This window comes from Streptomyces sp. S07_1.15, assembly GCF_020739505.1.
GTDB lineage: Bacteria > Actinomycetota > Actinomycetes > Streptomycetales > Streptomycetaceae > Streptomyces > Streptomyces xinghaiensis.
Genome location: NZ_JAJBZK010000001.1, coordinates 4,500,446 through 4,526,671 on the forward strand (window position 1 = coordinate 4,500,446; position 26,226 = coordinate 4,526,671).

Sequence of the window (26,226 nt, forward strand, 5' to 3'; positions counted from 1 at the left end):
TCCAATCGGTGTAGATTCGTGACCGGACAGACGTCGCTGCTGATGGCGGTCGGTCGGGCCCTCCGGGAGCCGGCCGAGGGAGAGAGGGCCTCCGACGGACTGCGCCGCGGCCGTGGGACCCGTATGCCCTGTCGCGGATCAGCCCCATCCATCGCACTCGATTCACCGAGGAGCAGCTCGTAATGACGACAGCCGCCAACGGCCGGGACTTCAAGGTCGCCGACCTGTCCCTGGCCGCCTTCGGCCGCAAGGAGATCGCCCTCGCCGAGCACGAGATGCCCGGCCTGATGGCGATCCGTGAGGAGTACGCGGCTTCGCAGCCGCTGGCGGGAGCCCGGATCACCGGCTCCCTGCACATGACGGTGCAGACCGCCGTGCTCATCGAGACCCTGGTCGCGCTGGGCGCCGAGGTCCGCTGGGCCTCCTGCAACATCTTCTCCACCCAGGACCACGCCGCCGCCGCGGTCGCCGTCGGTCCCGAGGGCACCCCCGAGGAGCCGAAGGGCATCCCGGTCTTCGCCTGGAAGGGCGAGACGCTGGAGGAGTACTGGTGGTGCACGGAACAGGCGCTGACCTGGCCGGGCACGGTCACCGGCGGCCCGAACATGATCCTGGACGACGGTGGTGACGCCACCCTCCTCGTCCACCAGGGCGTCGAGTTCGAGAAGGCCGGCGAGGCCCCGGACCCGTCGACGGCCGACAGCGAGGAGTACGGCCACGTCCTCACGCTGCTCAACCGCACACTGGCGGAGAACCCGCAGAAGTGGACCCAGCTCGCCTCGGAGATCCGCGGCGTGACGGAGGAGACCACCACCGGCGTCCACCGCCTGTACGAGATGCAGCAGGCCGGAACGCTGCTCTTCCCGGCGATCAACGTCAACGACGCGGTGACCAAGTCGAAGTTCGACAACAAGTACGGCTGCCGCCACTCGCTGATCGACGGCATCAACCGCGCCACCGATGTGCTGATCGGCGGCAAGACCGCCGTGGTCTGCGGCTACGGCGACGTGGGCAAGGGCTGCGCGGAGTCGCTCCGCGGCCAGGGCGCCCGGGTGATCGTCACCGAGATCGACCCGATCTGCGCGCTCCAGGCCGCCATGGACGGCTACCAGGTGGCCACGCTGGACGATGTCGTCGAGACCGCCGACATCTTCATCACCACCACCGGCAACAAGGACATCATCATGGCCTCCGACATGGCCAGGATGAAGCACCAGGCCATCGTGGGGAACATCGGCCACTTCGACAACGAGATCGACATGGCCGGCCTCGCCGCGATCCCCGGCATCGTCAAGGACGAGGTCAAGCCCCAGGTCCACACCTGGGCCTTCCCGGACGGCAAGAAGATCATCGTGCTGTCCGAGGGCCGGCTGCTGAACCTGGGCAACGCCACCGGGCACCCCTCGTTCGTGATGTCCAACTCCTTCGCGAACCAGACGATCGCGCAGATCGAGCTGTACACCAAGCCCCAGTCCTACCCGATCGGCGTCTACGTGCTCCCCAAGCACCTCGACGAGAAGGTCGCCCGGCTCCACCTGGAGGCGCTCGGCGCCAAGCTGACCACGCTCCGCCCCGAACAGGCGGCGTACATCGGCGTACCGGTGGAAGGCCCCTACAAGCCCGACCACTACCGCTACTGACAGCACCGGCACCCATCCGGCGAGACGGGCCCCCGCGCACCGTGCGGGGGCCCGCCCCGTCAAGGAAGCTCCATGCCCCGCGGCCGCTACTCGCTCCACGACCCCCACGACCGGACCCCCCTCGGTGAGGAACATTTCCACTGCGCCCCCGGCCCCTCCGGCTGGCGCTACACGGCCCGGACCACCGGCCCCTCCGGCGAACCCTCCGGCTCGGTCGACCTGACCACCGACCACCTGGGCCGGCCGCTCCGGCTCGAACTCCACGCCGGGGACTGGCGTGTCCGCGGCGCCGCGCTCGACGGCGTCACCTGGGTCCGCACGGACCCCGAAGGCACCCGGGCGACCGAGGGCAACGTCCCCGCCCATGCCTTCACCGGCGCTTCCCCCGCCTTTCTCGTCGCCACGGCCCGGCTGCTGCGGCTCGCCCCCGGCGGGCCCGCCACCCGCGTCCGCCTGGTCGCCCTGACTGCCCCGGTCCTGGCCCCGCGCACCCTCGACCAGTCCTGGGCGCTGCTGAAGAGCGAAACACACCCCACCGACAACGGCCCGCTGACCGTGGACGCGTACCAGGTCACGGACCTGGACACGGGCGAAGGGCACCCCGTGCACATCGCCGGCGACGTCGTCCTCGCGGCCCCCGGCATCGAACTCGAAGACCTCGACACCCCGCCCTCGGCCTTCCCCTGACCCCGCCACGGCCCCGCGCCCCCGCAGGGCCGCACCGCACCGAGCCCTCCGGCGGGCAACGGCGCAACGACCCGCACCCAGCGCGTTCCTACCCCGGCGGCACGAACCCCGTACGAGGACCGGAACCGCCCCCGGAGCCCCCGCGACCAGCCGCGCCCTCATCGCCGGCCGCGCCACCACGGCCCGCGCTCCCACTCGCGACGCCGGCGACCCCCGGCGATCCGGCGGGAGCCGGCGCCACCACCCCGCCGGGGCCGGCCAATCCGCCCGGGCCCGGTGCCGCACCGGACGGAGCCGCCCAGCCGGACATCCCCCCGACCGAGGCCCCGCCGGGTCCCCCGGACCCGGGTTCCCCGTATCCCTGCGCCCCCGCGGCGACCGGCAGAACCCGCTGCGCGTCCCGCGTCTGCCGCTCGCTCACCACCCCCGCCAGATACATCGCGGGCGGTACGTCCGCCGGCACCGGCGCCCCCGTGGCTGCCGCGAGATCCGCCGCCAGCCGCTGCGCCAGCGGCCCGCCCACGTCCGGGTCGAGTTGGTCCATCCGGGTCAGGTACTGGCGTATCGCCAGCCACAGCGCGTCGGGCACCCGGGACAGGTCCAGCCCCGTGAAGCGCCCGTGCAGCCAGGGCGGTGCCTGCGGAACGGCCCCCGTCCGCTGAGCCGGCACCCGTTCCCGTACGACGAGCGTGCCCGCGAAGACGTCACCGAGCCGCCGCCCCCGTGCCGACACCAGTGAGGCGATCACCGCGATCACCCCGAACGTCATGATGATCTCCACGGCCCCCACCGCCCCCCGCACCAGCGCGTGCCGGAACCGGATCGGACCGCCGTCATCCCGTACCACCCGCAGACCGCACACCAGCTTTCCCAGCGACCGGCCGCGGGTCAGCGTCTCCACGGCGATCGGCACCCCCACCAGGATCAGCATGAAGGCCGCCACCGACACCGCCGCCTGCGCCGCCTCGTCCAGCGAGGACACCGCGGCGGTCAGTGCCATGGTGACGGCCACGTACAGGGCGAAGGCGACCAGCAGATCGATGACGACGGCCAGGGTGCGACTGGGCAGCTTCGCGGGACGCAACCCGAGCACCACCGCCTCACCGGTGACGAGCTCACTCACGCGGGTGTCCTCCCTCAGACCTGGAGCCGCCCGACGGCCCGGCTCTTCCCCACCAGTCTGCCGCCGCCCCTCGCCCGTCTGCCAAGCTGGGGAGCGGATACGGTCCCGAACATCCCCAGGAGCAGCGTCCATGGACCTCGATGTCTTCGTGACCGCCCACCGCGCGGAATGGGACCGGCTGGACGCCCTGCTGCGCCGGCGCGGCAAACTCACCGGCGCGGAGGCCGACGAACTGGTGGCCCTCTACCAGCGGACCGCCACGCACCTCTCCCAGCTCCAGTCCAGTGCACCGGACCCGCAGCTCACCGGTCGTCTCACCCAGCTCACCGCCCGAGCCCGCAGCACCGTCGCCGGCACCCGGCGGGCGAGCTGGCGCGATGCCGGCCGTTTCCTCGCGGCCGGCTTCCCCGCCGCGCTGTACCGCACCCGTCACTGGTGGCTGACCACGGCCCAGGTCTCCGTCCTGGTCGCGGCGGCGATCGGCTGGTGGATCGGCACCCACCCGGAGGTGCAGGCCGCCATCGGGGCACCCGAGGAACTCCGCGAGATGACGCGCCCCGGCGGCCAGTACGAGTCGTACTACTCCACCCACGCCGCCACCTCGTTCGCCGCCCAGGTCTGGACGAACAACGCGCAGGTCGCCGCCCTCTCCCTGGTGCTGGGTGTCTTCCTGGGGCTGCCCGTTCTGTGGGTGCTCCTCCAGAACATGCTCAATCTCGGCATCGGCATCGGCCTGATGTCCGGGGCCGGCCGCCTCGACGTCTTCCTCGGCCTGATCCTGCCGCACGGCCTGCTGGAGCTGACCGCGGTCTTCGTCGCCGCGGGCACCGGTCTCCGCCTCGGCTGGACCGTCATCGACCCGGGTGACCGGGACCGGCGCACAGCGCTGGCCGAAGAGGGCCGCGCGGCGCTGGGCATGGCGATCGGCCTCGCCGTGGTCCTCTTCCTCTCGGGCGTCATCGAAGGCTTCGTGACCCCGTCGGGCCTCCCGACCTGGGCCCGCATCGGCATCGGAGTGGCCGCCGAACTGCTCTTCCTGGCCTATGTGTACGTGCTCGGAGGCAAGCACGCCCGGGCGGGGGAGACCGGGGACGTGGCCGCCGCAGACCGCAGCCCCGGGCAACCCGCCGCCGCCTGATGTGCGTCGGGCCCGGCCGAAGTGCTAGCCTCCTCTTCGCCCAGGGCTCCCGTTTGACACGGGGAACGTGGGGAGGTAGCTTTACAGGGTTGCCATGACGGCTTGGACAAGCTGGTCGGCAGTCGATAAGATCACCTCCGCTCCCGGTCGAAAGCAGATCTCGACGGAGCGCCCCGATATTCATCAGCGGAAACGCAAGCCGATTAGCTTCGGCCGAAACGCGTCTGATAACGTCGGGTCAGCCGAAAGGCAAGGCCATTCCAACGGCCACTGGATACGGAATTCGGGCCGGGAAATCGGTTCGGAAAGTGTCTGGTAGGGTTGGAAACACCGAAGGGAAGCGCCCGGAGGGCCCGGAGACGGGGCCGAAGGAAGCGTCCGTTCCTTGAGAACTCAACAGCGTGCCAAAAGTCAACGCCAGATATGTTGATACCCCGTCCGGGCGGCAACTTCTGTTTGCTGCCGGGATGAGGTTCCTTTGAAACAAGTCCTTCCGTGCCACCGTTTCGGCGGTGGTGGTCGGGAGGCAATTGACAGCGAGGACGCTGTGCGCGGTCCGGATTATTCCTCCGGGCTGCGCCGCTCTTGCGTGAAGCATTCACGGAGAGTTTGATCCTGGCTCAGGACGAACGCTGGCGGCGTGCTTAACACATGCAAGTCGAACGATGAACCTCTTCGGAGGGGATTAGTGGCGAACGGGTGAGTAACACGTGGGCAATCTGCCCTGCACTCTGGGACAAGCCCTGGAAACGGGGTCTAATACCGGATACGACCATCTCGGGCATCCGATGGTGGTGGAAAGCTCCGGCGGTGCAGGATGAGCCCGCGGCCTATCAGCTTGTTGGTGGGGTGATGGCCTACCAAGGCGACGACGGGTAGCCGGCCTGAGAGGGCGACCGGCCACACTGGGACTGAGACACGGCCCAGACTCCTACGGGAGGCAGCAGTGGGGAATATTGCACAATGGGCGGAAGCCTGATGCAGCGACGCCGCGTGAGGGATGACGGCCTTCGGGTTGTAAACCTCTTTCAGCAGGGAAGAAGCGCAAGTGACGGTACCTGCAGAAGAAGCACCGGCTAACTACGTGCCAGCAGCCGCGGTAATACGTAGGGTGCGAGCGTTGTCCGGAATTATTGGGCGTAAAGAGCTCGTAGGCGGCTTGTCGCGTCGGATGTGAAAGCCCGGGGCTTAACCCCGGGTCTGCATTCGATACGGGCAGGCTAGAGTTCGGTAGGGGAGATCGGAATTCCTGGTGTAGCGGTGAAATGCGCAGATATCAGGAGGAACACCGGTGGCGAAGGCGGATCTCTGGGCCGATACTGACGCTGAGGAGCGAAAGCGTGGGGAGCGAACAGGATTAGATACCCTGGTAGTCCACGCCGTAAACGTTGGGAACTAGGTGTGGGCGACATTCCACGTCGTCCGTGCCGCAGCTAACGCATTAAGTTCCCCGCCTGGGGAGTACGGCCGCAAGGCTAAAACTCAAAGGAATTGACGGGGGCCCGCACAAGCGGCGGAGCATGTGGCTTAATTCGACGCAACGCGAAGAACCTTACCAAGGCTTGACATACACCGGAAAGCCGTAGAGATACGGCCCCCCTTGTGGTCGGTGTACAGGTGGTGCATGGCTGTCGTCAGCTCGTGTCGTGAGATGTTGGGTTAAGTCCCGCAACGAGCGCAACCCTTGTTCTGTGTTGCCAGCATGCCTTTCGGGGTGATGGGGACTCACAGGAGACTGCCGGGGTCAACTCGGAGGAAGGTGGGGACGACGTCAAGTCATCATGCCCCTTATGTCTTGGGCTGCACACGTGCTACAATGGCCGGTACAATGAGCTGCGATACCGCGAGGTGGAGCGAATCTCAAAAAGCCGGTCTCAGTTCGGATTGGGGTCTGCAACTCGACCCCATGAAGTCGGAGTCGCTAGTAATCGCAGATCAGCATTGCTGCGGTGAATACGTTCCCGGGCCTTGTACACACCGCCCGTCACGTCACGAAAGTCGGTAACACCCGAAGCCGGTGGCCCAACCCGTAAGGGAGGGAATCGTCGAAGGTGGGACTGGCGATTGGGACGAAGTCGTAACAAGGTAGCCGTACCGGAAGGTGCGGCTGGATCACCTCCTTTCTAAGGAGCACTTCTCACCCGGTTCTGCCGGGTCAGAGGCCAGAACACCGGCGAGTGTCCGGTGCTGGTTGCTCATGGGTGGAACGTTGACTATTCGGCGCATCACGGTTGCTGCTGCTAGTACTGCTCTTCGGGGCGTGGAACGCGGTGGGGGCCGGGGTGTGCCGGGCGCGCTGTTGGGTGTCTGAGGGTACGGGCTGTTTGCTTGTGTCTTCGGTTGCCGGTCCCGGTGAACCGCACGGTTGGTGTGGGTGGCGGGTGGCTGGTCGTTGTTTGAGAACTGCACAGTGGACGCGAGCATCTGTGGCCAAGTTTTTAAGGGCGCACGGTGGATGCCTTGGTACCAGGAACCGATGAAGGACGTGGGAGGCCGCGATAGGCCCCGGGGAGCTGTCAACCGAGCTTTGATCCGGGGGTGTCCGAATGGGGAAACCCGGCAGTCGTCATGGGCTGTCACCCATACCTGAACACATAGGGTATGTGGAGGGAACGCGGGGAAGTGAAACATCTCAGTACCCGCAGGAAGAGAAAACAACCGTGATTCCGGGAGTAGTGGCGAGCGAAACCGGATGAGGCCAAACCGTAGGCGTGTGATACCCGGCAGGGGTTGCGCTTACGGGGTTGTGGGATCGCACTTCGGTGGTCTGCCGGCCATCGGGCGAGTCAGAAATTGTTGGTGTAGGCGAAGGGCATGCGAAAGGCCCGGCGTAGAGGGTAAGACCCCCGTAGCCGAAATGTCAGCAACTTGCTTGTGCGACACCCAAGTAGCACGGGGCCCGAGAAATCCCGTGTGAATCTGGCGGGACCACCCGCTAAGCCTAAATATTCCCTGGTGACCGATAGCGGATAGTACCGTGAGGGAATGGTGAAAAGTACCGCGGGAGCGGAGTGAAATAGTACCTGAAACCGTGTGCCTACAAGCCGTGGGAGCGTCGCGCATCGGACTTGTCCGGTGCGTCGTGACTGCGTGCCTTTTGAAGAATGAGCCTGCGAGTTTGCGGTGTGTTGCGAGGTTAACCCGTGTGGGGAAGCCGTAGCGAAAGCGAGTCCGAATAGGGCGGTATAGTAGCGCGCTCAAGACCCGAAGCGGAGTGATCTAGCCATGGGCAGGTTGAAGCGCGGGTAAGACCGTGTGGAGGACCGAACCCACCAGGGTTGAAAACCTGGGGGATGACCTGTGGTTAGGGGTGAAAGGCCAATCAAACTCCGTGATAGCTGGTTCTCCCCGAAATGCATTTAGGTGCAGCGTCGTGTGTTTCTTGCCGGAGGTAGAGCACTGGATAGGCGATGGGCCCTACCGGGTTACTGACCTTAGCCAAACTCCGAATGCCGGTAAGTGAGAGCGCGGCAGTGAGACTGTGGGGGATAAGCTCCATGGTCGAGAGGGAAACAGCCCAGAGCATCGACTAAGGCCCCTAAGCGTACGCTAAGTGGGAAAGGATGTGGAGTCGCAGAGACAACCAGGAGGTTGGCTTAGAAGCAGCCATCCTTGAAAGAGTGCGTAATAGCTCACTGGTCAAGTGATTCCGCGCCGACAATGTAGCGGGGCTCAAGCGTACCGCCGAAGTCGTGTCATTGGCACATATACCCCTAACGGGGGTGCTGATGGGTAGGGGAGCGTCGTGTGCCGGGTGAAGCCGCGCCGGAAGGCAGTGGTGGACGGTTCACGAGTGAGAATGCAGGCATGAGTAGCGATACACACGTGGGAAACGTGTGCGCCGATTGACTAAGGGTTCCTGGGTCAAGCTGATCTGCCCAGGGTAAGTCGGGACCTAAGGCGAGGCCGACAGGCGTAGTCGATGGACAACCGGTTGATATTCCGGTACCCGCTTTGAAGCGCCAGCGCTGAACCTTCTGATGCTAAGTCCGTGAAGCCGCCGGCTGAGTCTTCGGACGAGGTCGGAGTGGTGGAGCCGACGGCCCGAGGGGGTAGTAGGTGAGTGATGGGGTGACGCAGGAAGGTAGTCCAGCCCGGGCGGTGGTTGTCCCGGGGTAAGGGTGTAGCCCGGAGGGTAGGTAAATCCGTCCTCCGTGTAAGGGTGAGACCTGATGCCGAGCCGATTGTGGTGAAGTGGATGATCCTATGCTGTCGAGAAAAGCCTCTAGCGAGTTTCATGGCGGCCCGTACCCTAAACCGACTCAGGTGGTCAGGTAGAGAATACCGAGGCGTTCGGGTGAACTATGGTTAAGGAACTCGGCAAAATGCCCCCGTAACTTCGGGAGAAGGGGGGCCATTGCTGGTGATCACCCTTGCGGTGTGAGCTGGTGGTGGCCGCAGAGACCAGCGAGAAGCGACTGTTTACTAAAAACACAGGTCCGTGCGAAGCCGTAAGGCGATGTATACGGACTGACGCCTGCCCGGTGCTGGAACGTTAAGGGGACCGGTTAGTCATGATCCGTCATGGCGAAGCTGAGAACTTAAGCGCCAGTAAACGGCGGTGGTAACTATAACCATCCTAAGGTAGCGAAATTCCTTGTCGGGTAAGTTCCGACCTGCACGAATGGCGTAACGACTTCTCGACTGTCTCAACCATAGGCCCGGTGAAATTGCACTACGAGTAAAGATGCTCGTTTCGCGCAGCAGGACGGAAAGACCCCGGGACCTTTACTACAGCTTGATATTGGTGTTCGGTTCGGCTTGTGTAGGATAGGTGGGAGACTGTGAAGCCCGGACGCTAGTTCGGGTGGAGTCGTCGTTGAAATACCACTCTGGTCGTGCTGGATGTCTAACCTGGGTCCGTGATCCGGATCAGGGACAGTGTCTGGTGGGTAGTTTAACTGGGGCGGTTGCCTCCTAAAGGGTAACGGAGGCGCCCAAAGGTTCCCTCAGCCTGGTTGGTAATCAGGTGTTGAGTGTAAGTGCACAAGGGAGCTTGACTGTGAGACCGACGGGTCGAGCAGGGACGAAAGTCGGGACTAGTGATCCGGCGGTGGCTTGTGGAAGCGCCGTCGCTCAACGGATAAAAGGTACCCCGGGGATAACAGGCTGATCTTCCCCAAGAGTCCATATCGACGGGATGGTTTGGCACCTCGATGTCGGCTCGTCGCATCCTGGGGCTGGAGTCGGTCCCAAGGGTTGGGCTGTTCGCCCATTAAAGCGGTACGCGAGCTGGGTTTAGAACGTCGTGAGACAGTTCGGTCCCTATCCGCTGTGCGCGTAGGAGTCTTGAGAAGGGCTGTCCCTAGTACGAGAGGACCGGGACGGACGAACCTCTGGTGTGCCAGTTGTCCTGCCAAGGGCATGGCTGGTTGGCTACGTTCGGGAGGGATAACCGCTGAAAGCATCTAAGCGGGAAGCCTGCTTCGAGATGAGGACTCCCACCCCCATGAGGGGTTAAGGCTCCCAGTAGACGACTGGGTTGATAGGCCAGATATGGAAGCACTGCAAGGTGTGGAGTTGACTGGTACTAATAGGCCGAGGGCTTGTCCTCAGGTGCTCGCGTCCACTGTGTTGGTTCTGAAACAACGAACTGTGTTGCCGTCCGGTTCGTATGGTTTCATAGTGTTTCGGTGGTTATAGCGTGAGGGAAACGCCCGGTTACATTCCGAACCCGGAAGCTAAGCCTTTCAGCGCCGATGGTACTGCAGGGGGGACCCTGTGGGAGAGTAGGACGCCGCCGAACAATTCTTGAGAATGAAGAAGCCCTGTGGGGGACTCCGGTCCCCCACAGGGCTTTTTGTGTGTGTGGAGTTGTTCTCCGGGTTCGCCAACCCTCGTGTGGGATGGCGGAAGACAGCATGGGGCGGCGGGCGGGCGTGGTTCTGTTCTCGTTCGCCGGTCCCTCAGAGGCGGCCGGCTGCCTTGAGGGCGAGATAGGCGTCCGCCAGGGCGGGAGCGAGCTCCTCGGGGGTGGCGTCGACCACGGTGACGCCGTGGCGGCGGAGCCGGTCTGCTGTACGAGTTCGCTCCGCCTGTGTGCGGGTGCCGGCGGCTGCTTGGTAGACGGCTTCGACGGTGCCACGGGTTTCGGTCATCTGCTGGATGCGGGGGTCGGCCACCGCGGCCAGCAGAACCGTATGACGGTGCGTGAGTTGGGGCAGTACCGGTAGCAGGCCTTCCTCCACGGGGGCGGCGTCCAGCGTCGTCAGCAGCACGATCAGCGAGTGGCGCGGGGCGGTCCGCAGGGCGGCGGCGGCCAGACCCCGGGCGTCCGTCTCGACGAGTTCGGGTTCCAGGGGGGCCAGAGCGCCGACCACGGCCGGCAGGAGGTCGCCGGCTGTGCGGCCCTGTACGGAGGCGCGGACGCGGCGGTCGTAGGCCAGAAGACTCACCTGATCCCCGGCCCGGCCCGCCAGGGCGGTCAGAAGCAGGGCGGCGTCCATGGCGGCGTCGAGCCGGGGGATGTCCCCCACGCGGCCTGCCGAGGTTCTTCCGGTGTCGAGAGCCAGGAGGATGTGGCGGTTGCGCTCCGGGCGCCAGGTGCGGACGGCCACGGACGACTGGCGGGCCGTGGCGCGCCAGTCGATGGAGCGGGTGTCGTCACCGGGGACGTATTCCCGGAGGCTGTCGAACTCGGTTCCCTCACCGCGGGTGAGGAGACTGGTGCGGCCGTCCAGTTCGCGGAGTCTGGCCAGCTTCGCGGGGAGGTGCTTGCGGCTGGGGAACGGAGGCAGGACGCGGAGGCGCCAGGGCACCCGGTGATGGCCCTGCCGGGCGGCGAGCCCGAGCGGGCCGTAGGACCGTACGGTGACCCGGTCGGGCCGGTGGTCGCCGCGGCGCGTGGGCCGGAGCGGGGTGGTAATGCGGCGCTGTTCGCCGCCCGGGACGGTCAGCCGGTGGCGGGTCAGGGCCGTGGTGTGCTGCGTGGGCAGCACACTGGGGGGCCACGCGTCGCGGACGAGGGCGCGCAGCGGGCGTCCCGCGGGGTTGGTGACGGTGAGATGGGCGGACGCCTGTTCGTCGAGCCGAACTGACGTCTCACCGGATCGGGTGAAGTGCAGCTTGCGCACTGGCGCGGCGAGTGCGAGGTCGCCGAGAATTGCCAGCAGCAGGGGGATGTTCACGAGGAGCAGCCCGGTGGTGCTGGGCATCAGCAGGCCGGTGACCAGGGCGCCGAGAGCGGCGATCAGAGCTGTTCGTCCGGTGAGAGCCATGGTTCCTCGCGCCGTTCAGCGGGGGACGGGGACGTTGGCGAGGATCGCCTGGATCACCGAGTCGGGTGTGATGCCCTCCATCTCCGCCTCCGGGCGGAGCTGGACCCGATGGCGGAGTGTGGGCAGGGCCAAGGCCTTCACATCGTCGGGGATGACGTAGTCGCGTCCGGTGAGCCAGGCCCAGGCCCGAGAGGTCGACAGCAGAGCGGTGGCGCCCCGCGGGGAGACACCGAGTGAGAGGGAGGGGGAGTTCCGGGTGGCACGGCAGATATCGACGACATAACCGGTGATCTCGGGGGACACGGACGTGCCGGCGACGGCGGCGCGGGCCGCTGCCAGATCGGCGGCGTTCGCCACCGGGCGGAGGCCGGCGGCCTGCAGATCACCCGGGTTGAATCCCTGTGCATGGCGCATGAGCACGTCCATCTCGTCCTCGCGGGACGGCAGGGGCACGGTCAGCTTCAGCAGGAAACGGTCGAGCTGGGCTTCGGGCAGCGGGTAGGTGCCCTCGTACTCGACGGGGTTCTGCGTGGCCGCCACGAGGAACGGCTCGGGCAGGGGTCGGGGGACTCCGTCGACGGTCACCTGGCGCTCCTCCATGGCTTCCAGGAGCGATGCCTGGGTCTTGGGCGGAGTGCGGTTGATCTCGTCGGCGAGCAGCAGGTGGGTGAAGACGGGACCGGGCTGGAAGGAGAACTCGGCTGTGCGCGCGTCATAGACCAGGGAGCCGGTGACATCGCTGGGCATGAGATCGGGGGTGAACTGGACGCGTTTCATGTCGAGTTCGAGCGAGGCCGCCAGGGCGCGGACGAGCAGGGTCTTGGCGACTCCGGGCACGCCTTCGAGCAGGACGTGGCCGCGGCACAGTAGCGCGACGACCAGGCCCGTGATGGCCGGATCCTGGCCGACCACGGCTTTGGCGATCTCGGTCCTCAGCGCCTCCAGGGAGGCACGGGCGCTGTCGGCGGTCGGGGCACTCACGAGGTGGTGTCCTTTTTCTTGGTGGGAGCTGCGTCAGGAGGTGCGGTGGGAGAAACGGGGGTGCCTGCGGTGACGGTCCGTTCGAGGCGGTCCAGTTCGTCGGCGAGGCGGATGAGGGACTGGTCGTCGGGTGGCACCGGCCCGAAGAGCAGCGTGGGGAGATCCGGGCCGGTGTCGGGGACATGGGAGGCCAGAGCCGGGCAGAGCACCTCGGGATGGTGGGCCCGGGCGGCGGCCACACCGACGACCGGGGCCAGCCGAGTTCTGGTGGCGGAGCGGAGGATCTCGGCGGCGCGGTCCCGGGCGCGAGCCTGGTGGTACAGGCGGGCCCGGCCCTCGGTGGTCTCCGAGGCCCTGATGGTGACCGGAAGCCGTTCCGGGGTGAGCGGTCCCAGGCGCCGGGCCCGCCAGAGCGCGGTGAAGACGGCCGCGATGCCCAGTTGCGCCACTGCCCAGTTCCAGCCGGAGGGCAGGAGTTGGAGGAAGCCGCGTTCTTCGCCGTCGGATGCGGCGTCGTCGAGCGAGGGGAGATACCAGACCACGTGGGCTCGGGAGCCCAGGAGTTGCAGGGCGAGGGAGGCGTTGCCGCGTTCGGCGAGCCGGTCGTTGAAGAGGATGTCGGGTGAGCCGAGCAGGACGGTGTCGCGGTTGTCGGTGTCCGGGAGCCGGACCAGGGTCGGCAGGCCGTCGCTGAGGTAGCAACTGTCGGCGTCGGGCGCCGTCGAGGAGGGGGCGTAGCGGATGCCGCCGAGTTCGGCGTCTCCGGCCCGGCGGGCGGCGGGGAGGTCGCAGTCCGGGGAGCGGGGGGAGACCTCGGCCGGTTCGGCCACCTGCACGGCCGGTGCCAGGGTGCGGGTGGCGGCGGGCCCGGGGGCGAGGAGCACGGTGCGCACCCCCGGTGCGGTGGCCGCGTTCCTCAGGGCCTTCCGCCGACGCTCGGTGAGGAGGTCGGGGTTGGTGATCAGCAGGGTGGTGTCCGGACCGGTCGCGGCGGCGGCCTCTGCGGTGGTGGTGACCACGGTGGTCCGTACACCTCGGTCGGCCAGCAGCTCGGCGACGGCGCGGCTGCCGTAGCGGTCCGCGGAGCGCGGGTCGAGCCGGCCGTGCTGTTCACCGGAGCGCACGGCGGCGAGGGCGATGCCCGCCAGTACGAGAACGGCGAGGGCGAGCAGCAGGCCGCGGGAGCGGGTCCAGAGCTGGTGGGCGGTGGGAGTGGCCGAGGTCCCGGCGGCGGCTGTCCGGCTCATGCGGCTCCCCCGGGTCCGGACCCGGCGCCGGCCGCGACGGGCTGCGGTTTGCTGCGCCGGAGGTCGGCGTCCAGGTCCCGCAGCCGGCCGTAGACCTCCGGAGTGCCGGGGCGCCCGCCGTAGGTGATGTCGTCGAAGTCCCGGGCCGCGGTGCGCAGCCGGGCCGCGTGGCCGGGCAGCGGACGTCCCGCCTCGGCGGCGGCCTCGTCGGCGGTGCGGCCGGGGCGCGGGTCGAGCACGGCACGCTCCTCCAGGGACCGGACGAGGGCTCTCATCCGTTCCCGCACGGCCAGGTCCCATTCCTGGGCGGCGGCATGCTGTTCGGCGGCCGCCCGGTGTTCGGCGGCGCTCCGCGGCCGGTCGTCGAAGAGTGGCGCCGCGCCGGCGGGGGCGCGGTGCAGCGGGCCGAGTCGCAGACGGAGCGCCACGACGAGGAGGAGGAGTACGGCGATGACGACGGCCAGGCCCACCGGGCCGCCGGGGGTCACCCCGGCGGCGGCGTTGAAGAGGGTGTCGAGCCACTCCCAGAAACGGTCGAGGGCGCGCCGGAGGAGGCTCGGCTGGTGCTCCTGGTACATCCGCTTGGAGAGTTCGTCCTCCGCCGCCTCGCGGGCGGGCAGACGCGGGATCCGCACGGGGACGTCGTCCTCCGCGCGGATCCCGTACCACGTCGCCGCGAGACCGCCCGCTGCCGCGATCACCGCATCAGCTCCCCGGGGTGGTTTCGTCGGCCCGGCCGTCTCCCGGGCCCGGTGTGCCGTAGCCCGGACCCCGTGTGCCGTAGCCGGGGAGGCCGGCCGCGCGGCCCAGTTCCAGGTCGAGGGCTTCCCGGCGGATCCGCTGGTCCATGTAGAGGAGAGCCGTGACACCGGCGCTGATGGGGAAGGTGATGGTCGAGCTGATCACCGCGCCGATGCCGAGGACGATGAGGAAGAGCCAGCCGGTCTCCGCGGTCTCGCCGGCCATCCAGTCGGTGGCGCTCTCGCCGCCGACGACCACGGCGATCAGACTCGTCGGGATCTCGATGACGGCCGCGACGAACAACAGCAGCACCAGGGTCAGCAACTGGATGCCGAAGACCCGCCACCACGCGCCCCGGACGAGCTTGGCGGAGCGGCGCAGGGAGGCGATGACGCCCTGCCGTTCCAGCATGAGGGCGGGTGCGGCCAGGCTGAAGCGGATCCAGAGCCAGACCGCGAGGACGAGGGCGGCCAGCCCGCCCGCCAGGGTGAGAGCGGCTGCGGCGTCGGTGGGGTCGGCGGCGGTCAGGATGAGCCCGGGTGCCACCGCCACGGCGCTGATCGCCAGGATGATCAGCGGGATGAGGAAGAGCAGCCCGAAGAGGCGCAGGAGCTGGGGGCGTGCGCTGTGCCAGGCGTCGCCGGTCGTGACCGGGCGCCCGAGGACGGCCCGGCTGACGACCATGGTCAGCATGGCGGTGGCGATGATGGTGCCGAGCATGCTGACGAATCCGGTGACGGCGCTGCCGGTGAGGGCTCCGCTGAGGGCGTCGAGGATCTCGTCGGGGGTCGGAGCGGGGTCGTTCTCCAGGGCGGCCAGCCCGGCCTGGTCGTTGAACCAGAGGCCGGTGGTGACCGTGGAGACGGCCTGGGTGATCACGGCGACGGCGAGGGAGATGCCCAGCACGGTGCGCCAGTGGGCGCGCATCGTCGAGACGGCGCCGTCCAGGATCTCGCCGATGCCCAGCGGGCGGAGCGGGATGATGCCGGGTTTGGCCACGACGGGCGGCGGGGCCCAGCCGGTGCCCCAGCCGCCCGGGGCGCCGGGGCCGCCGCCTTCCGGCGGCGGGGTCGGTCCGGATCCGGCGGGCGCGGCCCACCGGCCGCCGGGAGGCTGCTCCTTGGACCAGTTCACCGGAGGCTCGCTGCTGCTGCCGCTGCCGGTTTCGTCCCGGTCGGGGCCGGCGGGGTTCCCGCCGTCTCGGCCCGGGTCGCCGGAGGGGGCCGATCCGGGCGAGGCCCAGCCCGGAGAGTCGTTCATCATCGCTCCTTCGCGGTGCCGTCCGCGGGCCGCCCGGCGGTGCCGGCGAGTGCCGGCCCGGGCACGCGGTGACGGCCGGTTGGCTGCCATCGTGCCACGGGGCCCACCCGGCGCGGGGCGGGCCCTGCCTTCGGGAGCCGAGGGCACCTTCTGATCTCTCCATCGCACGGGCAGACTGGACGGATGGTTGATCAGAACGCGGTATTCGCGGCGGCCGGCGACCCCACCCCCCTTCCCTCGCTGCGCTGGGACGAGCCCCCGGAGGGCCCGGTGCTGGTGCTGCTCGACCAGACCCGGCTGCCGGGCGAGGAGACCGAGCTGGTGTGCACGGATGTGCCCGCCCTGGTGGAGGCCGTCCGCACTCTCGCCGTACGGGGTGCTCCGCTGCTGGGGCTCGCGGGGGCCTACGGTGTCGCGCTGGCCGCCGTACGCGGCTACGACGTGGAGGAGGCGGCCGGTCTGCTCGCCGGAGCCCGTCCCACCGCGGTCAACCTCGGCTACGGGGTGCGCCGGGCGCTGGCCGCGTACCGGAAGGTGGCCGGTGGCGGAGGCGGACCCGAGGAGGCCGGGGCCGCGGCCCTCGCCGAGGCGCGGGAGCTGCACCGGCAGGACGCGGAGGCGAGCGCGCGGATGGCGGAGCACGGGGCGGTGCTGCTGCGCGAGCTGCTGCCGGGCGGTGGCTACCGGTTGCTCACCCACTGCAATACGGGGAGGCTGGTGTCCGGAGGTGAGGGCACAGCTCTCGCGGTGGTGCGCAAGGTGCACAGCGCGGGGGAGCTGCGGCGGCTGTGGGTGGACGAGACCCGCCCGCTGCTGCAGGGCTCGCGGCTGACCGCCTGGGAGGCGGCGCGGAGCGGCATGGCGTACACGCTGCTGTCGGACAATGCCGCCGGCTCGCTCTTCTCGGCCGGTGAGGTGGACGCGGTGCTGGTCGGTGCGGACCGGATCGCGGCGGACGGGTCGGTGGCCAACAAGGTCGGCAGCTATCCGCTGGCGGTGCTGGCGCGCTACCACCATGTGCCGTTCATCGTGGTGGCGCCGAGCACCACGGTGGACCCGGAGACCCCCGACGGCGCCTCGATCGAGGTGGAGCAGCGTCCGGGGCACGAGGTGACGGAGTTCGTTCCGCCCCAAGTCCCCGGCGGCGCACGGGAAGCGGGTATGGGCATACCGTTGGCCCCGTTGGGGACTCAGGCGTACAATCCGGCCTTCGACGTCACTCCGCCGGAATTGGTGACGGCGATCGTCACCGAGCACGGTGTCGTATCGCCCGTCACGGGGGACGCAATCGGGGACCTGTGCTCCAGGTCACGCCAGGTCACGATCAGCTAATGGGATGATGTCGGTATGAAGGGACGCGTTCTCGTCGTCGATGACGACACCGCACTGGCAGAGATGCTCGGCATCGTGCTGCGCGGCGAGGGCTTCGAGCCGTCGTTCGTCGCGGACGGTGACAAGGCTCTGGCCGCTTTCCGCGAGACCAAGCCCGATCTGGTGCTGCTCGATCTCATGCTGCCCGGCCGGGACGGCATCGAGGTGTGCCGGCTGATCCGGGCCGAGTCCGGGGTGCCGATCGTCATGCTGACGGCGAAGAGCGACACCGTCGATGTGGTGGTGGGCCTGGAGTCCGGCGCCGACGATTACATCGTCAAGCCGTTCAAGCCCAAGGAGCTGGTGGCGCGGATCCGTGCGCGGCTGCGGCGCTCCGAGGAGCCCGCGCCGGAGCAGCTCGCGATCGGCGATCTGGTGATCGACGTGGCGGGTCACTCGGTGAAGCGGGACGGGCAGTCGATCGCGCTGACCCCGCTGGAGTTCGATCTGCTGGTCGCGCTGGCGCGCAAGCCCTGGCAGGTCTTCACCCGGGAAGTGCTGCTCGAACAGGTGTGGGGCTACCGTCACGCCGCGGACACGCGGCTCGTCAATGTGCATGTGCAGCGGCTGCGCTCGAAGGTCGAGAAGGACCCGGAGCGGCCGGAGATCGTGGTGACGGTCCGTGGTGTCGGATACAAGGCGGGACCAGGCTGACATGGCCGGGCACGGTGCTGCTCCGGAGCGCAACGAGGGGCGGCCCGTCGATCCGGTGGGCAGGATCTCGCTCTACGACCGCCTCCGGCAGGGCGGCGGGCTGCTGCAGGACGGGGCGCCGGGCGGCCCCGTCAACCCGCTGCTGCGGATGGTCCTGCGCTGGGTGCGGCGGCCGCTGCTGGCGGCGCTCAGGCTGTGGCGGCGCAACATCCAGCTGCGGGTGGTGGCGAGCACGCTGCTGATGTCGCTCGGTGTCGTCCTGCTGCTCGGCGTCGTGGTGATCGGCCAGGTGCGCAACGGGCTCCAGGATGCCAAGACCAGTGCCGCGCAGTCGCAGGCGGCCGGTGGTTTCCGGGTGGCCCAGAACAAGGCGGACGCCGATGCCCGCGGGGAGCCCGGCGCCACCGCGGGCAGCCGGGTCCAGCTGAACTCCGGCGTCTGGCTGACCGACCTGGTGCAGCAGCTCGCGAGCGGTGGCCAGGGCGTCTACTCCGTGGTGGCGCTCGGCTCGGACACCGAACAGCCTTTCGTGGACGACAGCTCCGGCACCCGTGCGCCTCGATCCTCCGGCGATGTCCAGCCCGAGGAGAGCGTGCCCCAGGCGCTGCGGGACTCCGTCGACGCCGAGCCCGGCACGTACATGCAGCACACCCGTATCGTCCGGAGTTCCGGGGCGGGGGAGCCGGCGCTCGCGATCGGCAAGCAGCTCAACGACGTCAACGGCAATCCGTACCAGCTCTACTACCTCTTCCCGTTCACACAGGAGGAGAAGTCGCTGAGCCTGGTCAAGACGACGCTGGCGACCGCGGGCGTGTTCGTCGTCGTGCTGCTCGGCGCCATCGCCTGGGTGGTGGTGCGGCAGGTCGTGACCCCGGTGCGGATGGCGGCGGGGATCTCGGAGCGGCTCGCGGCCGGCCTGCTCCAGGAGCGGATGAAGGTCACCGGCGAGGACGATATCGCGCGGCTCGGTGAGTCCTTCAACAAGATGGCGCAGAACCTCCAGCACAAGATCCAGCAGCTGGAGGAGCTCTCGCGGATGCAGCGGCGTTTCGTCTCCGACGTCTCGCACGAGCTGCGCACCCCGCTGACGACCGTCCGGATGGCCGCCGAGGTCATCCATGATGTGCGGGAGGACTTCGACCCGGTGACCGCGCGCTCCGCGGAACTCCTCCGCGGCCAGGTGGACCGCTTCGAGTCGCTGCTGTCGGATCTCCTGGAGATCAGCCGGTTCGACGCCGGAGCGGCGGCCCTGGAGGCCGAGCCGATCGATCTGCGGACCGTGGTCGACCAGGTGATCGAGGGGGCCGAGCCGCTCGCCGAGAACAAGGGCAGCCGCATCGTCGTGCGCGGGGCGGAGCAGCCGGTGATCGCCGAGGCCGATCCGCGGCGGATCGAGCGGGTGCTGCGCAATCTCGTCGTCAACGCCGTGGAGCACGGTGAGGGGCGCGATGTGGTGGTGCGGCTGGCAGCCGCGGGCGGCGCCGTCGCCGTGGCCGTACGGGACTACGGCGTCGGGCTCAAGCCGGGCGAGGCGACCCGGGTCTTCAACCGCTTCTGGCGGGCGGACCCGGCCCGTGCCCGGACGACCGGTGGAACGGGACTCGGCCTGTCGATCGCCGTCGAGGACGCGCGGCTGCACGGGGGCTGGCTGCAGGCCTGGGGCGAACCGGGCGGCGGCTCCCAGTTCCGGCTGACGCTGCCGCGCACGGCCGACGGTACGCTCCGCGGCTCGCCCATCCCGCTGGAGCCGGAGGACTCCCGGCGCAACCGGGAGCAGGCGCAGGACGGCGCCCCGGCGGAGCAGGGAGCCACCCGGGCCGCCGCCCCGGGGGCGACGCCCGCGCCGCGCCCCGCGCCGGCGGTGGCGGACCCCGCGGCGCTTCCGGGCAGCGGCACCCGGGTCGTGGCCCGGGGCGAGGGCGGGCGGCCGACGGCAGGGCGGGGGGCCGGTACCGGCGGCCGGCGGCAGGGCAGGGCTGACGACGATCGGGAGGACGGCTCGGGTGATGCCTGACCAGCGTCGGTGGGGACGGAGGAGGCCCGGCGGCCCGGTGCGCGCAGGTGCGCTGGTGCTCTGCGGGGGACTGCTGGCCGGGTGCGCCTCGATGCCCGACAGCGGCGGTGTGCGCCAGGTGGACGTGTCCCAGCGGGCCGACGCCGACGCCCAGGTACGGGTGTTCGGGTTGCCACCGCGGAAGGGTGAGCTGCCGGCCGACATCGTGCGGGGCTTCCTGGAGGCGACGACCAGCGACGAGGCCGACTTCCGCACGGCGCGGCAGTATCTGACCAAAGAGGCGTCACGGCGCTGGCGGCCCCTCTCGGTGACGACGGTGCTGGCCGACGGGCCCGTGCCCCGTATGGATCCCCGGGCCGGCGACCGGCAGGACGACTCCGCCGTGGCGGTCCTCAGCGGCGATCAGATCGCCTCGGTCGACCAGGACCAGGCGTACCGGCCGGCGGAGGCCGAGTACGAGACGCGGGTGCGGCTGGCGAAGGTGGGCGGCGAGTGGCGGATCGACCAGCCGCCGGAGGGGCTCGTGCTCGGCCGCTCCGACTTCGAACGGATCTACCGTCCTGTCAACAAGTACTACTTCGCGGTGCCCGGCTCCCAGGAGGACAGCGGGACCGGCGGGGACGTGCTGGTCGCCGACCCCGTCTATCTGCGGAAGCGCATAGGAAAGCGCGAGGATCTCGTCACCTCGACCGTCAAGGCGCTGCTCAAGGGACCGAGCAGCTGGCTCGACCCGGTGGTCGAGTCGAAGTTCCCCGCGGGGTCGCGGTTGGCCGACGAAACGCTCTCACTGGACGACTCCAACGGGCTGAGGGTCCGGCTCAACGACCGCGGTGCGCGGGTGGGCCCGGTGCAGTGCAACCAGATGGCCGCGCAGCTCCTCTTCGCCGTGCAGGATCTGGCATCGGCCCAGGTCAGCCAGGTGGATCTGGTTGATCCGAAGGGGGCGCGGCTGTGCGTGGTCAACCGCGGCCAGGCGGACGCGTACGCCCCGGCTGGGTTGCGGGAGCCGTCCGAACGCCAGTACTTCCTCGACGCCCGCGGGCGGCTGGCGAGCCTGCCGCCCGGCGGTGAGGTGCCTTCGCTGGTCGCCGGTCCCTTCGGGGACGGGCAGGTGGCGTTGCGGTCGGTGGCGGTCGCCCGCAGCGAACGGCTGGCGGCCGGTGTCTCGCAGGACGGGCGCTCGCTGTACATGGCGCCGATCGAGACCGGGGCCGAGCCCGGTGAGGTGCTGCTGCGCAGCCGGGCCGGCCGGGCGGAGGACGGGCTGTCCCGGCCCAGCTGGGACGGGAGCGGCAATCTGTGGGTCGCGGACCGTGACCCGGAGAGCCCGCGGCTGCTGTATCTGGCCCGGGGGGCGGAGGAACCGCGGGAGATCGTGGTCCCCTCCCTCGGGGACGGACGGATCGAAGCGCTCCGGGTCGCCTCGGACGGCGTGCGGATCGCGCTGGTCGTGCAGCGCGGTGAGCGCACCTCCCTGGAACTGGGCCGGATCGAACGGACGGGCGGCGGACCCGGGACGCCGCCGCTGTCGGTGAACGACCTGCGCCCGGTGACCCCGAGACTGGAGCACGTGGAGTCGGCGTCCTGGGCGGGCGTGAGCCGGCTGGTGGTCGTCGGCCGCGCCTCCGGCGTGCAGCAGTTGCAGTACGTGCGGACGGACGGCTCGGCGGTGAACACGCCGCCCCTTCCGGGCGCCAACGGTGTGACGGCGGTGGCGGCCTCCGAGGACGAGAACAAGCCGCTGCTCGCCGACTCCGAGGACGGCATCGTCAGGCTCCCCCCGACGGGTGCCAACTGGCAGCTGGTGACCGAGAAGGGATCGGAACCGGTCTATCCGGGATAACGGGAAGCCGCCGCCCGGGCGGGGGCGCCTCCGGGGTTTTCCACAGGGGTGGCGGGGCCGCCGGGACGCGGGGCAGAGTGATCGCCGTGCGGGAGTGGTGGCGGGAGATCACGGAGCTGGTGCTGCCGGCCGACTGCGCGGGGTGCGGCCGGGCGCGCACCGCGCTGTGCGGCCGGTGCCTCATGGCGCTGACCGGGCGGCCCGCGGCCCCGGTGCGGCCGGTGCCGTCGCCGGCGGGACTGCCGCAGGTGCGCGCCGCCGCGCCGTACGGGGGCGAGGTGCGGTCCGTGCTGCTCGCGCACAAGGAGCGGGGGGCGCTGTCACTCGCCCGGCCGCTGGGCGCCGCGCTCGCCGGAGCCGTCCCGCGGCGGGTTCCGGGGCGTGAGCCGTGGCTGCTGGTGCCGGTGCCGTCGGCGCGCCGTTCGGTGGCGCGCCGGGGCCACGACCCCACGCGCCGTATCGCCCTCGCGGCCGCCGCGGTGCTGCGGGGCGCGGGACGGCCGGTCCGGGTGGTGCCCGCACTCCGGCACCGGCGGAGGGTCGCGGACCAGTCCGGGCTGCCGGCGAGGGCCCGGGCCGCCAATCTGGCAGGCGCCCTGGAGGTGGCCGGGCCGGCGGGGGAGCTGCTCCGGTCGGCTCCGGTGGTTCTGGTGGACGACCTGATGACCACGGGCGCGTCGCTGGCGGAATCGGCACGTTCGGTCCGCTCGGCGGGCGGGAAGGTGGTCGGTGCGGCGGTGGTCGCGGCGCCGCCCAGCGCCTTCCGGAGCCGTGCCCGGGCCCGCGGTGCCGGACCGGAACCGACTCCGGGCGCGCGTCGTTACAGGTGAGAGAGGCGATCCGGGCGGGAGAGGAACGGCGCACCCGGAAGAGACGGAGGGCGCAAAGGGGTGCCATCCCCCGTTCGGGCGAGTTATGTTCGGTTCTGAGAGGTGGCGGGATTTATGCCACTTCTGGCGGGTTTTGGTGTGACCCGGCGAGGACAGGTGCGAGTCAGAGCATGACCGCCGACCCGGAGCCGACGGGGTGTTGATCTTGTCGGCTGGGGAGGAGGAGGTGAAAGCCGCAGCGCCCGGCTCCACGCCGTGGTGGTGCGGCAGACGCAGTGCCGGACGGGCCCCGTCCCAGGGGCGGCCGTCCGGACCGAGGGCAAGAGGGATGCGCTCCGCCCCGAGCGGGGCGACCCGGAACGGAGTTCTGCGTGGACATCGTCGTCAAGGGCCGCAAGACCGAGGTGCCCGAGCGCTTCCGCAAGCACGTGGCCGAGAAGCTGAAGCTGGACAAGATCCAGAGGCTCGACGGCAAGGTGATCAGCCTCGACGTCGAGGTGTCCAAGGAGCACAACCCGCGGCAGGCCAACCGCTCCGACCGGGTGGAGATCACTCTCCGCACCCGCGGACCGGTGATCCGGGCGGAGGCCGCCGCCGCCGATCCGTACGCCGCGCTGGACGCGGCCACGGCGCGGCTCGACGCCCAGCTGCGCAAGCGGGGTGACAAGCGCCGGGTCCACCGGGGGCCGGGCCGCACGCCGACCAGCGTCGCCGAGGCCACCGCACCGCTCGCCGAGCATCTGAACGGCGGCACCGCCGTGACGGCCCCGCCCGAGGAGACCGTCCCCACCAAGCGGATCGGGTCCCTCGAGGTCCAGGGCGACGGGCCGCTGGTGGTCCGCGAGAAGACCCACACCGCGGCCCCGATGAGCCTCGACCAGGCGCTCTACGAGATGGAGCTGGTCGGGCACGACTTCTACCTGTTCATCGACGCCGAGACCAAGCAGCCCAGTGTGGTCTACCGCCGCCACGCCTACGACTACGGCGTGATCCACCTGGAGTCGGACCCCATGGTCTCCGAACCGCCGAGCGGCGCGGGCGGCGCGCTGGGCGGCTGACCCGAGGCCCGCGTTGGCGCGGTGACCGATCATGCCCCCGGGAGCGTCCGTGCGCCCCCGGGGGCTCCAACGTGCGACCGCGGAGGCACCGTTCCACCGCCCGGGCATGGAATCATGGCGAGGCGGTCAACCCGCCGTTCGCCAGGATGGGTTGGCCCGGCACGCGATCGAGGGCCATGCCCTCGGGGGGAGGAACCATGGCGGACAGCTTCGGGCCCGTGACCGGAGGAGACGGCGAGGATGCCGTCGAAACCGGTGCGGACGCGAACGGGTCGCGCAGCGAGCCCATCCGGGTCCTCGTGGTGGACGACCACGCCCTCTTCCGGCGCGGGCTGGAGATCGTCCTCGCTCAGGAGGAGGACATCGAGGTCATCGGCGAGGCCGGGGACGGCGCCGAGGCGGTGGAGAAGGCGGCCGATCTGCTGCCCGACATCGTCCTCATGGATGTGCGGATGCCGAAGCGGGGCGGTATCGAGGCCTGTACGTCGCTGAAGGAGGTGGCTCCCAGCGCGAAGATCATCATGCTGACGATCAGCGACGAGGAGGCCGATCTCTACGAGGCGATCAAGGCCGGGGCCACCGGCTATCTCCTCAAGGAGATCTCCACGGACGAGGTGGCGACGGCCATTCGCGCGGTCGCGGACGGGCAGTCGCAGATCAGCCCCTCGATGGCCTCCAAGCTGCTCACCGAGTTCAAGTCGATGATCCAGCGCACCGACGAGCGCCGGCTGGTGCCCGCGCCCCGGCTCACCGACCGCGAGCTGGAGGTCCTCAAGCTCGTCGCCACCGGCATGAACAACCGGGACATCGCCAAGGAGCTGTTCATCAGCGAGAACACCGTGAAGAACCATGTGCGCAACATCCTGGAGAAGCTGCAGCTGCACTCCCGGATGGAGGCCGTGGTGTACGCGATGCGGGAGAAGATCCTGGAAATCCGCTGAGCGGCGGGCCGGCGCCGGCCCGTCTCCCGCTCTTCCCTCTCCCCGTCCCTCCCGGGGGTGCCTCCCTCCGCGGGCTCAGCCGGTGATCTCGGCGAGGGCCTCCGCCAGCGGAGCGGCCAGCTCCGGCGGATCGGTCCGTTCCACGCGCACCCGGGTGCACCCCACCCACGAGGCCGCCTCGGCCAGCGCCTCCGCCATCGGCCGCACCGCCCGCCCGCTCAGCAGGGAAAGCTGCCGGGCGACGAGGGTGGTGCCCTCACGCGCCGGGTCCACCCGGCCCAGCAGCCTTCCGCCGGACAGCAGCGGCATCGCGAAATAGCCGTGGATCCGCCGCGGCCGGGGAACGTATGCCTCCAGCCGGTGGGTGAAGCCGAAGATCCGCTCGGTGCGCGGCCGGTCCCAGATCAGCGAGTCGAACGGGGAGAGCAGGGTGGTGCGGTGCCGCCCCCTCGGCGGGGTGGTGAGCGCCGCCGGGTCCGCCCAGGCCGTGCCCGGCGGCCGGCCGGAGGAGGGCCGTGAGCCGCCGCGGGCGGCGGGGGGCCTGCCCCAGCCCTCGACGGTCACCGGGACCAGCCCGGAGTCGGCGAGGACCTCGTCGACCTGCTCGGCCCTGAGCCGGTGGTAGTCGGCGAGGTCGGCGCGCGTGGCCACGCCCATCGCCGCACCGGCCTGGGCGACCAGCCGGCGCACGCACGCGCGGTCGTCGAGGTCGTCGTGGAACAGGGTGTCCGGTATGACGCGCTCGGCGAGGTCGTACACCCGCTTCCAGCCGCGGCGCCGGGAGCAGACCACCTCGCCGGTGTCGAGCAGCCACTCCACCGCGATCTTGGTCTCCGACCAGTCGTACCACTCACCGCCGTTCTTGGCGCCGCCCAACTCCGAGGCGGTCAGCGGGCCGTCGTTCTTGAGGCGGTCCCGCACGGCGGCGCAGGAGCGCTCGGAGTCCTCCATGACATGCCAGCGGTGGCCGCGCGCCGCCCGGGCGCGGCGCCGGAAGGCGAGGTGCGGCCACTCCTCGACGGGCAGGATGCAGGCGGCGTGGGACCAGTACTCGAAGGCGTGCGAACCGTCCCAGTAGGCCGACTCGACGGTTTCCCGCCCGACCGCTCCCAGCCGTGCGTACGGCACCAGTTCGTGTGAGCGGGCCAGCACGGAGATGGTGTCCAGCTGGACGGCGCCCAGGCTCCGCAGCACGCCGCGGACTCCGGCGCGGCGGTCCGGGGCGCCGAGCAGCCCCTGGGCGCGCAGCGCGATGCGGCGGGCCTCGTCGGCGGAGAGTTCCAGAGCGGGTGCGGGCAGGCTCGTCATGCCGGGCACCCTAGAGGCATCCACTGACATCGCGGCGGGCGCGGAGTGCCCGCGGGTGTTCCCGCTTCCGGAAACGGCCCGTGCTCCCGGCACCTTCCGGGCGGTCCGGACGTTGGGTCATCGGAGCGAGTGCATGCCTTCGTGGCGACGGACCTCCCGATGCGGGTGTGTCC

Annotated in this window: 17 protein-coding genes and 3 rRNA genes; 13 read left to right on the forward strand and 7 right to left on the reverse strand. The window is 69.8% G+C overall.

Going from position 1 to position 26,226, the window contains the following annotated elements:
* Positions 1-182: 182 nt before the first annotated feature.
* Together ahcY and LIX60_RS19420 are read left to right on the forward strand one after the other, a co-directional pair.
* Complete coding sequence (gene ahcY / locus LIX60_RS19415) at positions 183-1,640, forward strand: adenosylhomocysteinase (RefSeq protein ID WP_019711661.1); 1,458 nt, start codon at positions 183-185, stop codon at positions 1,638-1,640.
* A 72-nt stretch (positions 1,641-1,712) separates the two neighbouring features.
* A complete protein-coding gene (locus LIX60_RS19420) occupies positions 1,713-2,327 on the forward strand; it encodes a hypothetical protein (protein WP_227959607.1) in 615 nt (204 codons plus the stop codon).
* A gap of 88 nt (positions 2,328-2,415) precedes the next feature.
* Here LIX60_RS19420 and LIX60_RS19425 read toward each other — a convergent pair whose 3' ends face one another.
* Positions 2,416-3,450, reverse strand: a complete 1,035-nt coding sequence (locus LIX60_RS19425) for an RDD family protein (RefSeq protein WP_227959608.1) — start codon at positions 3,448-3,450, stop codon at positions 2,416-2,418.
* Positions 3,451-3,580: 130 nt separating this feature from the next.
* Here LIX60_RS19425 and LIX60_RS19430 point away from each other — a divergent pair, with 130 nt between their 5' ends.
* The 4 genes from LIX60_RS19430 (at position 3,581) to rrf (ending at position 10,334) form a co-directional block, all read left to right on the forward strand.
* Positions 3,581-4,588 (forward strand): stage II sporulation protein M, encoded by a 1,008-nt coding sequence (locus LIX60_RS19430; RefSeq protein WP_227959609.1) that lies wholly within the window; start codon positions 3,581-3,583, stop codon positions 4,586-4,588.
* Between the two features lie 597 nt (positions 4,589-5,185).
* Positions 5,186-6,711 (forward strand): 16S ribosomal RNA (locus tag LIX60_RS19435).
* A 305-nt stretch (positions 6,712-7,016) separates the two neighbouring features.
* Positions 7,017-10,142: ribosomal RNA gene (locus LIX60_RS19440) — 23S ribosomal RNA — on the forward strand.
* A 75-nt stretch (positions 10,143-10,217) separates the two neighbouring features.
* A 5S ribosomal RNA gene (gene rrf, locus LIX60_RS19445) occupies positions 10,218-10,334 on the forward strand.
* Together the 16S, 23S and 5S rRNA genes form the textbook arrangement of a ribosomal RNA operon.
* A gap of 160 nt (positions 10,335-10,494) precedes the next feature.
* Here rrf and LIX60_RS19450 read toward each other — a convergent pair.
* From LIX60_RS19450 to LIX60_RS19470, 5 genes are read right to left on the reverse strand one after another with little or no spacing between them, the layout of a single operon-like run.
* Positions 10,495-11,805 carry a DUF58 domain-containing protein gene (locus tag LIX60_RS19450; RefSeq protein WP_227959610.1) on the reverse strand — a complete coding sequence of 437 codons (1,311 nt, stop codon included), beginning with the start codon at positions 11,803-11,805 and terminating at the stop codon, positions 10,495-10,497.
* Between the two features lie 15 nt (positions 11,806-11,820).
* Entirely contained in the window at positions 11,821-12,786 is a 966-nt protein-coding gene (locus tag LIX60_RS19455; RefSeq protein WP_227959611.1) for a MoxR family ATPase, read from the reverse strand.
* Positions 12,783-14,033, reverse strand: coding sequence for a DUF4350 domain-containing protein (locus tag LIX60_RS19460; protein WP_227959612.1), 1,251 nt, complete (start codon positions 14,031-14,033; stop codon positions 12,783-12,785). Before LIX60_RS19460 ends, LIX60_RS19455 begins: the two co-directional genes overlap by 4 nt.
* Positions 14,030-14,731 (reverse strand): DUF4129 domain-containing protein, encoded by a 702-nt coding sequence (locus LIX60_RS19465; protein WP_227962834.1) that lies wholly within the window; start codon positions 14,729-14,731, stop codon positions 14,030-14,032. Before LIX60_RS19465 ends, LIX60_RS19460 begins: the two co-directional genes overlap by 4 nt.
* A 7-nt stretch (positions 14,732-14,738) precedes the next feature.
* Positions 14,739-16,034, reverse strand: a complete 1,296-nt coding sequence (locus tag LIX60_RS19470; protein WP_227959613.1) for a hypothetical protein — start codon at positions 16,032-16,034, stop codon at positions 14,739-14,741.
* Positions 16,035-16,217: 183 nt separating this feature from the next.
* Here LIX60_RS19470 and mtnA point away from each other — a divergent pair, with 183 nt between their 5' ends.
* From mtnA to LIX60_RS19505, 7 genes are all read left to right on the forward strand, one after another.
* The gene (gene mtnA, locus LIX60_RS19475) at positions 16,218-17,366 is read left to right on the forward strand and encodes an S-methyl-5-thioribose-1-phosphate isomerase (protein WP_227959614.1); all 1,149 of its coding nucleotides are present in this window, start codon (positions 16,218-16,220) and stop codon (positions 17,364-17,366) included.
* 15 nt (positions 17,367-17,381) lie between these two features.
* Positions 17,382-18,059 carry a two-component system response regulator MtrA gene (gene mtrA, locus LIX60_RS19480; RefSeq protein ID WP_019711651.1) on the forward strand — a complete coding sequence of 226 codons (678 nt, stop codon included), beginning with the start codon at positions 17,382-17,384 and terminating at the stop codon, positions 18,057-18,059.
* Between the two features lies 1 nt (position 18,060).
* The gene (gene mtrB / locus LIX60_RS19485) at positions 18,061-20,073 is read left to right on the forward strand and encodes an MtrAB system histidine kinase MtrB (RefSeq protein WP_227959615.1); all 2,013 of its coding nucleotides are present in this window, start codon (positions 18,061-18,063) and stop codon (positions 20,071-20,073) included.
* Positions 20,074-20,110: 37 nt separating this feature from the next.
* Entirely contained in the window at positions 20,111-21,916 is a 1,806-nt protein-coding gene (locus LIX60_RS19490) for an LpqB family beta-propeller domain-containing protein (protein ID WP_227959616.1), read from the forward strand.
* Between the two features lie 86 nt (positions 21,917-22,002).
* Positions 22,003-22,746, forward strand: a complete 744-nt coding sequence (locus LIX60_RS19495) for a ComF family protein (RefSeq protein WP_227959617.1) — start codon at positions 22,003-22,005, stop codon at positions 22,744-22,746.
* 371 nt (positions 22,747-23,117) lie between these two features.
* Positions 23,118-23,804, forward strand: coding sequence for a ribosome hibernation-promoting factor, HPF/YfiA family (gene hpf / locus LIX60_RS19500; protein WP_227959618.1), 687 nt, complete (start codon positions 23,118-23,120; stop codon positions 23,802-23,804).
* A gap of 197 nt (positions 23,805-24,001) precedes the next feature.
* Entirely contained in the window at positions 24,002-24,745 is a 744-nt protein-coding gene (locus LIX60_RS19505) for a response regulator transcription factor (RefSeq protein ID WP_019711647.1), read from the forward strand.
* 75 nt (positions 24,746-24,820) lie between these two features.
* Here LIX60_RS19505 and LIX60_RS19510 read toward each other — a convergent pair whose 3' ends face one another.
* The gene (locus LIX60_RS19510) at positions 24,821-26,083 is read right to left on the reverse strand and encodes a winged helix-turn-helix domain-containing protein (RefSeq protein ID WP_227959619.1); all 1,263 of its coding nucleotides are present in this window, start codon (positions 26,081-26,083) and stop codon (positions 24,821-24,823) included.
* Between the last annotated feature and the right edge of the window lie 143 nt (positions 26,084-26,226).